Origin of the sequence: Mesorhizobium prunaredense, assembly GCF_900156895.1 — a bacterium.
GTDB classification, from domain to species: Bacteria; Pseudomonadota; Alphaproteobacteria; order Rhizobiales; family Rhizobiaceae; genus Mesorhizobium; species Mesorhizobium prunaredense.
This window is the reverse complement of sequence record NZ_FTPD01000001.1, coordinates 235,700-247,879: the sequence shown is the minus strand read 5'-3', so window position 1 is coordinate 247,879 and position 12,180 is coordinate 235,700. Positions and strand designations below refer to the sequence as shown.

14 protein-coding genes are annotated in these 12,180 nt (G+C 62.6%); 5 read left to right on the top strand and 9 right to left on the bottom strand.

Annotation, left to right across the window (positions count from 1 at the left end):
* Nucleotides 1–8 precede the first annotated feature (8 nt).
* Nucleotides 9–1,088 carry a toxic anion resistance protein gene (locus BQ8794_RS01280; protein ID WP_077371955.1) on the bottom strand — a complete coding sequence of 360 codons (1,080 nt, stop codon included), beginning with the start codon at nucleotides 1,086–1,088 and terminating at the stop codon, nucleotides 9–11.
* Between the two features lie 161 nt (nucleotides 1,089–1,249).
* Nucleotides 1,250–1,915: an alpha/beta hydrolase gene (locus BQ8794_RS01275; protein ID WP_077372456.1), complete on the bottom strand. Its 666-nt coding sequence runs from the start codon at nucleotides 1,913–1,915 to the stop codon at nucleotides 1,250–1,252.
* 203 nt (nucleotides 1,916–2,118) lie between these two features.
* On the opposite strand from BQ8794_RS01275, the gene BQ8794_RS01270 reads away from it, so the two are divergent.
* Nucleotides 2,119–3,327, top strand: coding sequence for an OpgC family protein (locus BQ8794_RS01270; RefSeq protein WP_077371952.1), 1,209 nt, complete (start codon nucleotides 2,119–2,121; stop codon nucleotides 3,325–3,327).
* A gap of 15 nt (nucleotides 3,328–3,342) precedes the next feature.
* Here the strand turns inward: BQ8794_RS01270 and BQ8794_RS01265 are convergent, their stop codons facing one another.
* Nucleotides 3,343–4,425, bottom strand: coding sequence for a LacI family DNA-binding transcriptional regulator (locus BQ8794_RS01265; protein WP_077371948.1), 1,083 nt, complete (start codon nucleotides 4,423–4,425; stop codon nucleotides 3,343–3,345).
* Between the two features lie 139 nt (nucleotides 4,426–4,564).
* Here BQ8794_RS01265 and BQ8794_RS35400 point away from each other — a divergent pair, with 139 nt between their 5' ends.
* Both BQ8794_RS35400 and BQ8794_RS35395 read left to right on the top strand, forming a co-directional pair.
* Complete coding sequence (locus tag BQ8794_RS35400) at nucleotides 4,565–4,708, top strand: hypothetical protein (RefSeq protein ID WP_077372453.1); 144 nt, start codon at nucleotides 4,565–4,567, stop codon at nucleotides 4,706–4,708.
* A gap of 69 nt (nucleotides 4,709–4,777) precedes the next feature.
* Nucleotides 4,778–4,942: a hypothetical protein gene (locus BQ8794_RS35395; RefSeq protein ID WP_077371945.1), complete on the top strand. Its 165-nt coding sequence runs from the start codon at nucleotides 4,778–4,780 to the stop codon at nucleotides 4,940–4,942.
* A gap of 32 nt (nucleotides 4,943–4,974) precedes the next feature.
* Here the strand turns inward: BQ8794_RS35395 and BQ8794_RS01250 are convergent, their stop codons facing one another.
* Both BQ8794_RS01250 and BQ8794_RS01245 read right to left on the bottom strand, forming a co-directional pair.
* Complete coding sequence (locus tag BQ8794_RS01250) at nucleotides 4,975–5,349, bottom strand: DUF423 domain-containing protein (protein WP_077371942.1); 375 nt, start codon at nucleotides 5,347–5,349, stop codon at nucleotides 4,975–4,977.
* Between the two features lie 34 nt (nucleotides 5,350–5,383).
* Nucleotides 5,384–6,643, bottom strand: coding sequence for a multidrug efflux MFS transporter (locus tag BQ8794_RS01245; protein ID WP_077371940.1), 1,260 nt, complete (start codon nucleotides 6,641–6,643; stop codon nucleotides 5,384–5,386).
* 149 nt (nucleotides 6,644–6,792) lie between these two features.
* On the opposite strand from BQ8794_RS01245, the gene BQ8794_RS01240 reads away from it, so the two are divergent.
* Nucleotides 6,793–7,050, top strand: a complete 258-nt coding sequence (locus BQ8794_RS01240) for a DUF982 domain-containing protein (RefSeq protein WP_077371938.1) — start codon at nucleotides 6,793–6,795, stop codon at nucleotides 7,048–7,050.
* Between the two features lie 231 nt (nucleotides 7,051–7,281).
* Here the strand turns inward: BQ8794_RS01240 and BQ8794_RS01235 are convergent, their stop codons facing one another.
* Nucleotides 7,282–7,440, bottom strand: a complete 159-nt coding sequence (locus tag BQ8794_RS01235) for a hypothetical protein (RefSeq protein WP_023798419.1) — start codon at nucleotides 7,438–7,440, stop codon at nucleotides 7,282–7,284.
* A 157-nt stretch (nucleotides 7,441–7,597) separates the two neighbouring features.
* Nucleotides 7,598–8,641 carry an aldo/keto reductase gene (locus BQ8794_RS01230; RefSeq protein ID WP_077371935.1) on the bottom strand — a complete coding sequence of 348 codons (1,044 nt, stop codon included), beginning with the start codon at nucleotides 8,639–8,641 and terminating at the stop codon, nucleotides 7,598–7,600.
* A gap of 257 nt (nucleotides 8,642–8,898) precedes the next feature.
* Here BQ8794_RS01230 and ppk2 point away from each other — a divergent pair, with 257 nt between their 5' ends.
* Nucleotides 8,899–9,819, top strand: a complete 921-nt coding sequence (gene ppk2, locus BQ8794_RS01225; protein WP_077371932.1) for a polyphosphate kinase 2 — start codon at nucleotides 8,899–8,901, stop codon at nucleotides 9,817–9,819.
* Between the two features lie 266 nt (nucleotides 9,820–10,085).
* Here the strand turns inward: ppk2 and BQ8794_RS01220 are convergent, their stop codons facing one another.
* Together BQ8794_RS01220 and hemB are read right to left on the bottom strand one after the other, a co-directional pair.
* Nucleotides 10,086–10,730, bottom strand: a complete 645-nt coding sequence (locus tag BQ8794_RS01220; RefSeq protein WP_077371929.1) for a dihydrofolate reductase family protein — start codon at nucleotides 10,728–10,730, stop codon at nucleotides 10,086–10,088.
* Nucleotides 10,731–11,100: 370 nt separating this feature from the next.
* Nucleotides 11,101–12,132 (bottom strand): porphobilinogen synthase, encoded by a 1,032-nt coding sequence (hemB, locus tag BQ8794_RS01215; RefSeq protein ID WP_077371927.1) that lies wholly within the window; start codon nucleotides 12,130–12,132, stop codon nucleotides 11,101–11,103.
* Nucleotides 12,133–12,180: the final 48 nt, after the last annotated feature.

The window sequence follows — 12,180 nt, the reverse complement described above, 5'->3', positions numbered from 1 at the left end:
AAAGCTCTCTAGGCTTGAGTCAGCGCTCTCTTCAGATCGACGGTCATCTGGTCCATCTGTTTTTCGGCGTCGGCCCGTTTCTGGCGGCCCTCCTGCTGGACCTTGAGCACGCCTTGCACCGTATCGATGAGATCGCGGTTCGCTTGCGCCAGCGTTTCGACATCGACGATGCCGCGCTGCGACTGCTCCTCGATGGAGATGGCCTGGTCCTTCATCATCTTGGACGTCTGGCGGATCATCTCGTTGGTGGCATCTGTCACCGTCTTTTGCAGTTCGAGCGCCGACTTCTGGTTGGTCAGGCCGAGCAGGATGACCATCTTCTGCTTCCACGCCGGAACGGTCAGCGCCGAGGTCGCCTGCAGGTTCTCGATCAATGTCTCGTCGCCCGACTGGACGATGCGGATCTGCGGCAGTTGCTGGATGCCGAGCTGGCGCGCCTGCACCAGGTAGAAGATGCGCTTTTCCAGTCGGTCCAGCGCCTGGACGGTGTCCTGATAGGTCTGGGCCTCCAGCGTGCCGCCGACGTCACCGCCGGCTGCGTCCGCCGCCGCCTTCAGCTTGGGCAGTTCCTTGGCGCGGAAGTCTTCGACGAACTTCTTGCCGGCCTGCACATAGGCGTCGAGCTTGACGATCGATTCCTTGGTCTGCTCGTGCAGATCGTCGAGCACGGCGATGTCACGCCTCAGCGTATCCTTGTGGCGGTCGAGTTCCAGGCCGATACGGTCGATCTGTCCGGCAACGTCCTCGTATTTTTCCTTGAAGCGTTCAAGCCTCGCCTTGAAGGAGCCGAACAGGCCGCTCAGGAACCCCTGGTCTTTGAGCGAGGCCGGATCGAGGTTCTTGGCCTTCATGATGATATCGGTCAGGAGATTGCCGGTGTCGCCGAGATCGCGATTGCGCAACTGGCCGAGGATCTTGTCGGCATAGTCGCTGACCGCTTGCTGGGCGCGGTCGCCATAGACCGAGATCGCAGCACGATCGCGAACATCGATTGCGCTCTCTATTCTTGCCACATCGGATGGATTGGCCACGATTGCCGGCAGTTTCGAGGTATCGTCGAGCAGAGTGATGCTGTTCTTGTCGGCCATGCAGACCTTCCCCTCACGTGAACAGTATCTCGATAGACAGTCAGTTCGACAGAGATATGTCGGTGCTGTGGACAATGGAAGGGCCTTCAAGCGTCGCGTGCGCGAAATGGCGTCCGCCTGGAGGTCTTGATGCGGTTAGGGGTCGACGGCCGGAAAAGCGCTTAACCGGCCGGCGCAACGGTTGCGCCGGCCAGCCACTCCCTGACGATCGCCGCGTCGCGATCACCGAATTCATGGCCTGAGGGGACAATCCGCGCGTCGACCTCGGCGCCATGCTGGCTGAACAGGCTGACCAACGCCGGCGCGAACGGCGCGTAGGTCAGGTCCGCGGCGCCGGCGATGATCAGCACGCGCGCTTTGGACAGATCGGCCGGGGGCACCTCGTCGAGCACCGGCATCGGGCGCAGCATCGCTGCCAGCTCGATGAGGCCGGAATGCAGCAGCATCACGCTCGAAACCAGATTGGCGCCGTTCGAATAGCCGAGGAAAATCGTCCGGGCGAGATCGAGACCATGGCGCTTCGCGGCCGCGGTGATGAAGCCGGCGAAAGCGTCCGCCTCGGTGCGGATGCTCTCCTGTTCGAAGCGCGTCGGCGTGATCCGCGCGAACCAGCGGAAACCGTCCTCTTGGGCGACACGGCCACGCACCGTCACCAACACCGCATGCGGTGCGATTTGCCGCGCCAGCGCCACCAGCGTCGTCTCGTCGACGCCTGATCCGTGCAGCAGAAAAAGGCATTCGCCGCTCGCATCCACGGGCCGATAAAGGCGGTAGAAAAACGGCAGGTCGCGCCGCAAAAAGCCGTCTTCCGGAGGTTTTTCGGCCATATCGCATCCTTTTGATTTCGTGTGGTTTTTATTCATTTGCCGGCTTCAAAACGGAATATTTTCGGGCTCCCTCAAAGTTGATTGAACCGGGCGCATTTCAGTCCGTTTGTTTGCCGATATGCTCCTGCGGGAGGAATCGAAGCGGTGCGTCCGGCGGTCGCATCGATCGCGGCATGAACAACCAGCTTTGAGGCCTTTTATCGATGACCATGCCAATTTCACCGGATCGCGGCACGCGTATCCCGGATCGCGGCACGCGTGCCGCGGAACGCGATACGCGCATTGATGTGTTCCGCGCTCTCGCTCTGCTGATCATATTCGTCGATCATGTCCCGGGCACGGTTTTCGAAACCCTGACCTACAAGAATTTCGGCTTTTCGGATGCCGCCGAGGCCTTCGTGCTGATCTCCGGCATGTCCGTCGCGCTCGCCTACGGCTCAAAATTCCAGTCCGGAGACCGGCTCCTGGCGACACTGAAATTGTGGCGCCGCGCCGGAGTGCTCTATGTCGCACACATCGTCACGACGATGGCGGTGCTGGCCATCTTCTGCGCGGCGGCGATGTTCGCGAAGCGGCCGGACATGCTGACGCTGATCAACATCGAGCCGTTGATCAGGGACCCGCAACATGTGCTGATCGGCATCGTCACGCTTGGCCATCAGCTTGGCTACAACAACATCCTGCCGGTCTACGCGGTGCTGCTGCTGATGGCGCCAACCTTCCTGCTGTTCATCAGCTACCGGCCTTTCACGGCGCTCGCCCTGTCCGGAACTCTGTGGCTGGTTGCCGGGATCTACCAGATCGCCCCGCCGAATTACCCTGAGCCCGGCTTCTGGTTCCTCAATCCGCTGTCGTGGCAGTTCCTCTTCAACATCGGCCTGGCGAGCATGCTGCACATCAGGCGCGGCGGCGCCATTCCGGTCAATAGCTGGCTGTTTGGCGCGTCGGCGGTTTATGTCGCGACGGCGTTGGTCTGGGTGCACAGCCCGCTATGGGGGCACGTGTCGTGGCTGAACCTGCCGGTGGTGCTGACCGGCTTCGACAAGACGTTCCTGTCGTTGCCGAGGCTGCTGCACATCCTGGCGGTGAGCTATCTGATCGTGGCGTTTCCTTCTGTCTCCAACCTGTTCCGCACCAGCCGCGATCATCCGCTCGCCATATTGGGCAAGCGATCGCTGCCGGTTTTCATCGCCGGCACGGTGATCGCCATGGCGGCGCAGGTGATGAAGCTGATCAACCCGGGCGGATTTGCCTATGACAGCCTGCTGATCGCCGCCGGCATCGCCATGCAGTTCGCGCTCGCCTATTATCTCGAATGGCTGTCGGCTATTGGCGGCAACAGCAAGCCCGTCCGCAGCAAGGCACCGCCGGTCCATGCATCCTTCGGCGTGGGCATGGGGCAGCAGGCATGAATCGATGCGTCGGGCTCAGGCTGTCTTGGGCGGCGGCCCCGAAGATGCCCTGACGACAAGCTCGACGCCGAGCGTCTCGCGCCGCACCGTGCCGTCGAAATCGAGGATCGTTCGCGCCGCCCGGCGGCCGATCTCGGCGATTGGCTGCGCGACCGTGGTCAGCGGAGGATCGCAAAGTGCGGCGTCCGGCACGCCGTCGAAGCCGACGACGGAGACGTCGCCGGGAACCGCCATGCCACGCGCGGCCAACCATTCGATCGCGACCATGGCGATCCGGTCCGACATCGCCAGGATGGCGGTCGGCGGCTCTGCCGAGGCGAAGATCGTTTCGAGGCCGGCCCTTGTGCTGGCTTCGTCGTTTTCGGTCTCGTATACCGGTATCCCGGCGGTATCGACGCCGCACCGGGAAAACGCCTCGAAATAGCCGACGAGGCGATCGCGCGTGCCGGTGTAGAGGGCCGTCCGGACCTTCTCCGGCGAGACAAGGCCGGTGCTGCCGTCGGCGAAAGGCAGCGCCAGCACGGCAAAGCGCCGATGGCCAAGCTCGGCGAGATGCTGCGCCGCCAGGCGGGCGCCGGCGACATTGTCGACGCCGATTGCCGAAACGGTGTCGTCGTCGAAGCCGAGCTCAAGCGCGACAAAGGGGAGTTTGCGTTCGCGGGTCAGTTCGACAAGCCGTGAGCCGCCCTCGATGCAGAACAGGATGAAGCCGTCGACCAGCGCGCTCTGGATGTTCCAGGCAAGTTTTTCCTGGTTGCCGGCCGATACCAGCGCTATACCCGCGCCGGTGGCGTCGCAGGCCTCGGAAATGCCGGCCATCATCGCGCGGGCAAAGGGATCGTCGAAGAAATAGGACAGCGGCTCGGTCGTGGCGACGCCGATCGCGTTGACCTTGCCGGCGCGCAGCAGCCGGCCCTTCGGGTCGGGACCGGCATAGCCCATCGCCTCGGCCGCCGCCTTGACCCGTTCGCGGACTTCCTCGCGCACGATCTCGGGACGGCTGAACACGTTGGAGGCGGTGCCGTGCGAAACCCCGGCGGCCTTGGCGATGTCTGCCAGCCGGATCGGTCTTGTATTGCTTTCGCTCGATGATGCCATTTTTCTGCCTCCAAGCCTGCTATCTAGCAGCTTTGTTGGATCGATTCAAATTTTGGTTGACATCAGCGCGGTCCAGGCCTAGTTTTGAATCGATCCAATCGAGCGTCGTTCATTGGATCGATTCAGCAAGGAGCGAGCCATGCACCCCGTCAATTATCTGTTCGAAGACATCTATCGCAACGACTGGAGCATAATTTCGAAGCAGGTGACCCGGACGCGTCGCGGCAGCGCCGGCCCGTGGATCCGCGATCTGCGCTTTCTTGTGGAGCGCAAGCGGATCTGATCGGCAGCGCTTTTTTCATGCCTGTCGATTGGATCGATTCAAATCTCAAATCGAAGAGGAAACTAAGCCATGCACCCGATCAATCATCTGTTCGAAGAGATCTATCGCAACTATTGGGGCATCTCGCCGGCCATCGACAGGCCGGAGCGGCGGCGCCTGGCCAAGCCGGCGGCACGCAATCGCGACCTGCCGGTCCGGCCCGAGCGCCGGCATGAGTGGCCATCGTCTGACTGACCGTCGTTTGGCGGAAACCGAATCCGGCATCCTCAGGAGCGCGGGCGCCTCAGCGCCGAGGCCGCAACCGCCAGCCAGCCGGCGATGAGCAAGGTGCCGCCGATCGGCGCCGACATCGAAAAAAGCCGCGAGCCGAGGAAGTCGCGGGCAAGCAGATCGCCGCAGAACAAGACAATTCCGACGAGAAGAATAAGGCTTGCGGTACGCAGAATCCGATTTGCGCCAACGAGGCCGACGGCAAGGAAGACCGGTGCATGCATGAGCAGGAAGGACGCGACCGTGCCGACGAAAGCGCCGCCCAGATGTGCCGCCGCGGCAGAAAGCGCCACACCGGCCGCGCCGCACAGGCCGCCGACGAAAACGAGGATGCGGCCGATGCCGCTTGCTGGGTGGTCGGCTGTGCTCATGTCTTGGACTCCGTGAAGTGGCCCGCAAACCGTGTCAGGATTTGCCCGCCTGCACCAGCATGTCGCGTGCGCGGCGCGACTGGACCAGCCAGTTATACGCCGCTCCGCCCGCCATCAGCACCGACGTGCCGAGAAACACCGCGCGCATGCCGAAATGACCGCCGACGAAGCCGCCGAGCAGCGGCCCGGCGACCTGTCCGACATATTGCGCCGAGATCGACAGACCGAGCACATTGCCGCCGACGCCGTCCGGAACATTGTGGCGGATGACGCTGGTGATGCATGGCAGGAGGCCGCCAAGCGCCAGTCCCATCAGGAAACGCAGGCCGACGAGCTGCCAGCCCTGCGTGACGAAGGCTTGCGGGATCAGCAGCAGCGCCGAGACGGCAAGCGCCGCAATGATGACGTTCCAGTGGCCGACGCGGTCGGCGAGCTTGCCGAGACGCGAGGCCGACAGGATGGCGCCAAGTGCCGCCGCCGACATGACGACGCCGGACATCAGCGTGACCCGGCTTTGGTCCTCGATGATCTGTTGCACATAGACCGCGATGATCGGCTCGATCGACATGGTGGCGAAACTCAGCAGCGTGCCGGTCACCAGCATTGCGACGATCGGGCGCTTGTCCGGGATTTGCGACCAGCCGCCTTTCGGCTTCTCAGTCGATGCCGATTTGTCGGTCTCCGGGCGAGGGTTCTCCTTGATGAGAAAAGTCGTTGCCAGGAACGCCAGGAAAATGACGCCGCCGGCGACCAGGAAGGTGGCGCGGATGCCGATCAAAGGCGGCAGCGCACCGCCGAGCAAGGGACCGACGAGAGCGCCGCCGGTGATGCCGGCCGACAGCATGCCGAGCGCCCAGCCCGACCGCTCCTTCGGCGTCTGCATGGCGACGAGAATGGTCGAGCCCGAGGAATAGCCACCGGCGAAACCGATCAGCAGGCGTAGCAGCACCAATTGCCAGACGGTCTCCACCATGCCGGTCAGCGACATGCAGACGGCCATGCCGAAACTGGCGCGCACCAGCATCAGCTTGCGGCCGTAGCGGTCGCCAAGTCGTCCCCACAGCGGCGCGACCAGCGCGGCGGCGAAGAAGGTCGCGCCATAGGCGATGCCGGACCACTGCACAACAGCCGCGTGGCCCTCGGCGCCCAGCTGCTCGACGTAAAGCGGCAGGAAGGGCAACAGCAGGGTCATGGCGACAAGCGTGCTGAACGAGCCGGCAAAGCACACGGCGAGATTGCGGCGCCAATGGATATTGTGGGCGCCTTGGGTGGCAGGGGTGGAGTCTTGCGGCATGTCTGTCCTGTCCGGCAGTCTCTCGACGGCATCATTGCACAAGAACTGGCGCGGCCTGCCTGCCAGGGGATTAACCAGCGTCGCGGCGTGATTGCGGCGGCAACCACTTTCGCGCTCGCTTCGCGAGCGGCGATGGCGTAAGAGCGGCGATGGAAAACAACCGATTTGAAACACCCGTGACCGTCAAGGGCGCGGCGGGAACCACTCAGCTCTTGCGCACGGCCCGCGAGGCTTCCGACTACCTCCTCAACAACTGGCCCGGCAAGCGCAGTCCAAAGCATCGCGAAGCGCTGCAGGCCTGCCATGATGCGCTGGCCGGCGACAAACCGGCAATGATCGCAAGGCGTGCCTTCATCGCCGCCGCGCGCGAAGTGAATGTTTTCGTCAGCGACAAAGCGCCGGCCTGAAGACGCAGCGAAATCTGATCCGCCTCGCGGGCCGGGTGCGCTTTTACTAAGAGGCAATCGCTTCAGGTTTGCGCTGCCCCTCATTGCCCTGCCGGGCATTTCTCCCCGTATAGTGACGGGGAGAAAGCGGCCTGCACCAAGGGTTTTTGCCAATCTCCAGCGTTGCAGAAGCGAGCCAAGGTTGCGGCCAGTTGCCTTCTCGCCGTCACTATGAAGCGATTGCCCTGCAGTTTACTCTGCGGTTTCCGTTTCGGTCTCGGACGTGGTCTCGTCTTCGGGCTTCGAACGTTCCTTGGCTGCGACCTTGGCCGCTTGCTTTTCCGCCTTCTTGGCAGCCTTCTGCCGGTCGCGTTCCTTGCGTTCCTGGCCGTAATTCGGTGCTCGCGCCATATCTCTTCCTTTCACAATCCAAAGGGTTATTAGCCCTGCCTAGGAGCATTGGCCTACAAACACAACACCACAAAGGGCGATCGGCTCCATAGGCAGCCGGCAGGCCGGCTGAACACGGTTCCGCCGGCGGCGACCTTCGACTCGATCCGGATCGTTGTCAGATATCTTCCCGGTCAAGAACCAGATCGGCCGGACCAAACCGGTCTTTTGCCGTGAACTGCTGGTGCCAATAGGGGTAGAGAACCGGCGGGCGGCTCACAGCGTCGAGGCGTGCCCGCTCATCGCTGGTCAGCACCAGGCTGGCAGCGGCGATATTGTCCTTGAACTGCGCTTCGGTCCGTCCGCCGATCACCAGCGAACTGACCGCGGGCCGGCCGAGCAGCCAGGCAAGCGCCACCTGCGCCGCCGAAACGCCATGGTTGTTGCCGATATGGGCAAGCACGTCGACGATCCGCCACAGCCGGTCCTCGTCGCGGATCGGCGGTTCGGTCCAGCCGCTGAGCTGGCGGGCGGTGGCCTGGTCGCGGTGGTATTTGCCAGACAGCAGTCCACCGGCGAGCGGGCTCCATACCAGCACGCCAAGCCCCTGGTCGACCGAGATCGGCAGCAGTTCATATTCGGCCTCGCGCGCTTCCAGCGTGTAGTGGATCTGCTGGGTGACGAAGCGCGGCTGGTGCTGGCGGTCGCTGATCCCCAGCGCCTTCATCACTTGCCAGCCGGAATAGTTGGAGCAGCCGACATAGCGGACCTTGCCCTGGCTGACGAGCGTGTCGAGCGCGGCGATGGTCTCCTCGAGCGGCGTCGTGCCGTCCCATTCGTGCAGGAAATAGATGTCGATGACGTCGGTCCTGAGGCGCTTCAGGCTCTTCTCGCACTCGCGGATCAGATGATAGCGCGACAGGCCCTCGTCGTTGGGGCCGTCGCCGATCCGCATGCGCGCCTTGGAGGCGATCAGCACATCGCCCTTGCGTTTGCCGTCGAGCGCTTCGCCGATGATCTCTTCCGAAAGCCCGTTCGAATAGACATTGGCGGTGTCGATGAGATTGATGCCGGCATCGATGCAGAGGTCGATCATCCGGCGCGCCTCGTCGAGATCGGTCTTGCCGACCGCCGAAAATGCGCCGGCGCCGCCAAAAGTCATGGTGCCCATGGTCAGCGTCGAAACCTTCAGCCCGGAACGGCCGAGTGTGCGGTATTCCATGTCAGATCCTCGCAATTGCGTTGAGAAGGGGGTGCTTTGAAGGCTGCCCGGGGAACCTGGCATTTGTAGGATAATTCGAGCCGTTTGTCGTGCGTGCCGGGGAGGCTGATCGATCACATCTCACGGAGTTGGGCGACCGGCGCACAGGCCGGCTGCAATAAAACCGTCATTGCCGGCATATATGCAAATCGGCTCAATGTGTCCGATCTCGGCCGGCAGGCCGACGTCGACACGGGCGTGCACGCGGAGCAGCATAAATGACCGAAGCAAAACAGAATTCTCCCGCCAGGGACTGGCTGGAAGCGGAACTGGCCGACACGCTCGACGAAGACTACGAGCTGGAGATGTCGGAACCGGCGCTGTCGCTGGAAATCGCCAAGATCTACAAGAACGCGCATCCGCCCTCGATGGATCGCCTGCAATATTTTCGCGACCTGATCACGCTGCAATCCGAATTGATCAAGCTGCAGTCCTGGGTGGCTTACACCAGGAAGAAGCTGGTGGTGGTTTTCGAGGGCCGCGATTCGGCCGGCAAGGGCGGCGTCATCAAGCGCATCACCCAGCGGCTCAATCCGCGCATCTGCCGCGTCGTCGCACTTCCGGCGCCGACCGAGCGCGAGAAGTCGCAATGGTATTTCCAGCGCTACGTGCCGCATCTGCCGGCGGGCGGCGAGATCGTGCTGTTCGACCGCTCCTGGTACAACCGCTCCGGCGTCGAGCGTGTGATGGGCTTCGCCGAGCCGGACCAGGTCGAGGAGTTTTTTCGCGACGTGCCGGAGTTCGAGCGCATGCTGGTCCGCTCACGCATCACGCTGGTCAAATACTGGTTTTCCATCACCGACGAGGAGCAGCAGATGCGCTTTCAGATGCGCATCCATGATCCGATGAAGCAGTGGAAGCTGTCGCCGATGGACCTGCAGTCGCGCGTGCGCTGGGAACAGTACACCAAGGCCAAGGAAGAGACGTTCGCCCGCACCAACATCCCCGAAGCCCCCTGGTTCATCGTCGAGGGCAACGACAAGAAGCGGGCACGGCTGAACTGCATCGATCATCTCCTCAAGCAGATGCCTTATGAGGAAGTGCCGCACGAAGAGATCACGCTGCCCGACCGCGTCTTCAATCCCGAATACGAGCGCCAGGTGCTGCCGCGCGAGCTGTATGTGCCGGAGAAGTATTGAGGAGCGCTCCCTTCTCCCCGTCACTATACGGGGAGAAGGTGCCGGCAGGCGGATGAGGGGCTACGCCAACCTCGACAATTGAACCCCAAAGTCACTGCATGGGGACAAAAGTTATTCTGAGGTCATATTTCCGTCTGTGGTATTGTCCGGCAGCGAAATCTTTGATCGATTGTGCCGCCCCTCATTGCCCTGCCGGGCATTTCTCCATAGTGACGGGGAGAAAGGGGCCTGCACCGAGGCTTTCGCCAACAGAGCAACGAAACGTCCTAATCGCGGTCGATGGTGACATGCATGGCCTTCGGCGTTGCGACCTGCTCGCTGCAGCGGTAGCCGAGCTTGACCATGTCGATGCCGGCAAAAAGGTTCTCGCCTGAGCCGAGCAGCATCGGCGATATCGCTAGATGCATGTCGTCGATGAGCTTTTCCTGGAGATATTGCCGGATCGTGGCGACGCCGCCGCCGAGCCGGACATCCTTGCCGTCAGCCGCTGCCTTCGCCTTTTCCAGCGCCGAGTGAATGCCGTCGGTCACGAAATGGAAGGTCGTGCCGCCCTCCATGACGATAGCATCCCGCGGATGGTGGGTGAGCACGAAAACCGGCACATGGTAGGGCGGATTATCTCCCCACCAGCCCTTCCATGTGTCGTCGGGCCAAGGCCCGCGGATCGGCCCGAACATGTTGCGGCCCATGATCCACGCGCCGACGTTTTCGAAGCTGCGCGTTACGAACGCGTCGTCGGTATCCGTGGTCCCGTCATCTTCGCCTGACATGTTGCGGAAGGTTCGGGTGCCGAACATCCATGTGTGCAGGGCTTCCCCGCCGACGCCCAGCGGCTCTTTCAGGTCCTGGTCGGGACCGGCGCCGAAGCCGTCGATAGACAGGGTGAAAGCGTTGACGCGAAGCTTTGACATGAGGACCTCCCTCTAATCCAGTTGTGAAATGCAAGCAGTTTCTTTTAGCTAGACTGATTGCATTTTGCAAGTGGTATTTCAGGAGGTGGTCGGCGGCCGCTAGGGATTCAGCAAAAGAAGCTTTGCCGCCTGCCGGCACCTTCTCCCCGTATAGTGACGGGGCGAAGGGGCGGGCCGCAACCTCGGCTCGCTTTTGCAACGCTGGAGATTGGCGAAATCCTTTGCGAAGGCGTCTTTCTCCCCGTCACTATACGGGGAGAAATGCCCGGCAGGGCAATGAGGGGCAGCGCAAACCTGAAGCGATTGCGCGGCGGCCATGTCGCGCTTTGGACGAAGGAATGTTACCCGATCTAGGCCCTACAGATGCGCATCAGCCCTTCAGCATCGCCGCCACCTCGGGCGCGAAATAGGTGAGAATTCCGTCGCAGCCGGCGCGCTTGAAGGCGAGCAGCGATTCCAGCATCGCCTTGTCGCCGTCGATCCAGCCATTGGCGGCGGCCGCCTTGATCATCGAATATTCGCCCGACACCTGATAGGCGAAGGTGGGCATCCGGAATTCGTCCTTCAGCCTGCGGATGATGTCGAGATAGGGCAGGCCGGGCTTGACCATCAGCATGTCGGCGCCCTCCGCGAGGTCCTGTTCGGCCTCGCGCACGGCCTCGTCGGAATTGGCGTGGTCGAGATAATAGGTCTTCTTGTCGCCCTTGAGCAGGCCGGCGGTGCCGACCGCCTCGCGATAGGGCCCGTAGAAGGCGGAGGCGAATTTCGTCGCGTAGGACATGATCGCCACATCCTGAAAACCATTGGCGTCGAGCGCATCACGGATGGCGCCGATGCGGCCATCCATCATGTCGGAAGGGGCAATGATGTCGGCGCCGGCCGAAGCCTGGATGACGGCAGCCGCCGTGACCTGCTCCACGGTCTGGTCGTTGACGATGATGCCGTCACGCAAGATGCCGTCATGGCCGTGCGAGGTGAAGGGATCGAGCGCCGCATCGGTGATGATGCCGATCTCGGGCACCGCGTGCTTGATGGCGCGCGTGGCGCGGTTGATGACGTTTTCCGGATCGAGGATGTGCGAGCCGGTCTGGTCGCGCAGGCCAAGCTCGACATTGGGAAAGGTGGCGATCGCCGGGATGCCGAGCTTTGCCGCGCGCTCGGCCTCCTTGACGGCAATGTCGAGCGACAGGCGGAAGACACCAGGCATGGCGGCGATCGGTTCACGGATATTTTTCCCATCGACGACGAAGATCGGCCAGATCAGATCGTCGACGCAGAGCCGGTTCTCCTGCACGAGACGGCGCGACCAGTCGGCCTTGCGCATGCGGCGCAAACGGCGGCTGCCGGTGATCTCGTCGACGCTGCGCGCGCCGGCAGGCTTTGCTGGGGTGAATTTGTTCATCGCCAAAACTCCGGATTGGCGGCTTTTAACACGAGCCCCCGCCGCTGA

Coding starts and splice junctions, on each gene's coding strand:
- BQ8794_RS01280 (WP_077371955.1), bottom strand. CDS start 1,088: ATGGCCGACAAGAACAGCATCACTCTGCTCGACGATACCTCGAAACTG.
- BQ8794_RS01275 (WP_077372456.1), bottom strand. CDS start 1,915: ATGGCCGAAAAACCTCCGGAAGACGGCTTTTTGCGGCGCGACCTGCCG.
- BQ8794_RS01270 (WP_077371952.1), top strand. CDS start 2,119: ATGACCATGCCAATTTCACCGGATCGCGGCACGCGTATCCCGGATCGC.
- BQ8794_RS01265 (WP_077371948.1), bottom strand. CDS start 4,425: ATGGCATCATCGAGCGAAAGCAATACAAGACCGATCCGGCTGGCAGAC.
- BQ8794_RS35400 (WP_077372453.1), top strand. CDS start 4,565: ATGCACCCCGTCAATTATCTGTTCGAAGACATCTATCGCAACGACTGG.
- BQ8794_RS35395 (WP_077371945.1), top strand. CDS start 4,778: ATGCACCCGATCAATCATCTGTTCGAAGAGATCTATCGCAACTATTGG.
- BQ8794_RS01250 (WP_077371942.1), bottom strand. CDS start 5,349: ATGAGCACAGCCGACCACCCAGCAAGCGGCATCGGCCGCATCCTCGTT.
- BQ8794_RS01245 (WP_077371940.1), bottom strand. CDS start 6,643: ATGCCGCAAGACTCCACCCCTGCCACCCAAGGCGCCCACAATATCCAT.
- BQ8794_RS01240 (WP_077371938.1), top strand. CDS start 6,793: ATGGAAAACAACCGATTTGAAACACCCGTGACCGTCAAGGGCGCGGCG.
- BQ8794_RS01235 (WP_023798419.1), bottom strand. CDS start 7,440: ATGGCGCGAGCACCGAATTACGGCCAGGAACGCAAGGAACGCGACCGG.
- BQ8794_RS01230 (WP_077371935.1), bottom strand. CDS start 8,641: ATGGAATACCGCACACTCGGCCGTTCCGGGCTGAAGGTTTCGACGCTG.
- ppk2 (WP_077371932.1), top strand. CDS start 8,899: ATGACCGAAGCAAAACAGAATTCTCCCGCCAGGGACTGGCTGGAAGCG.
- BQ8794_RS01220 (WP_077371929.1), bottom strand. CDS start 10,730: ATGTCAAAGCTTCGCGTCAACGCTTTCACCCTGTCTATCGACGGCTTC.
- hemB (WP_077371927.1), bottom strand. CDS start 12,132: ATGAACAAATTCACCCCAGCAAAGCCTGCCGGCGCGCGCAGCGTCGAC.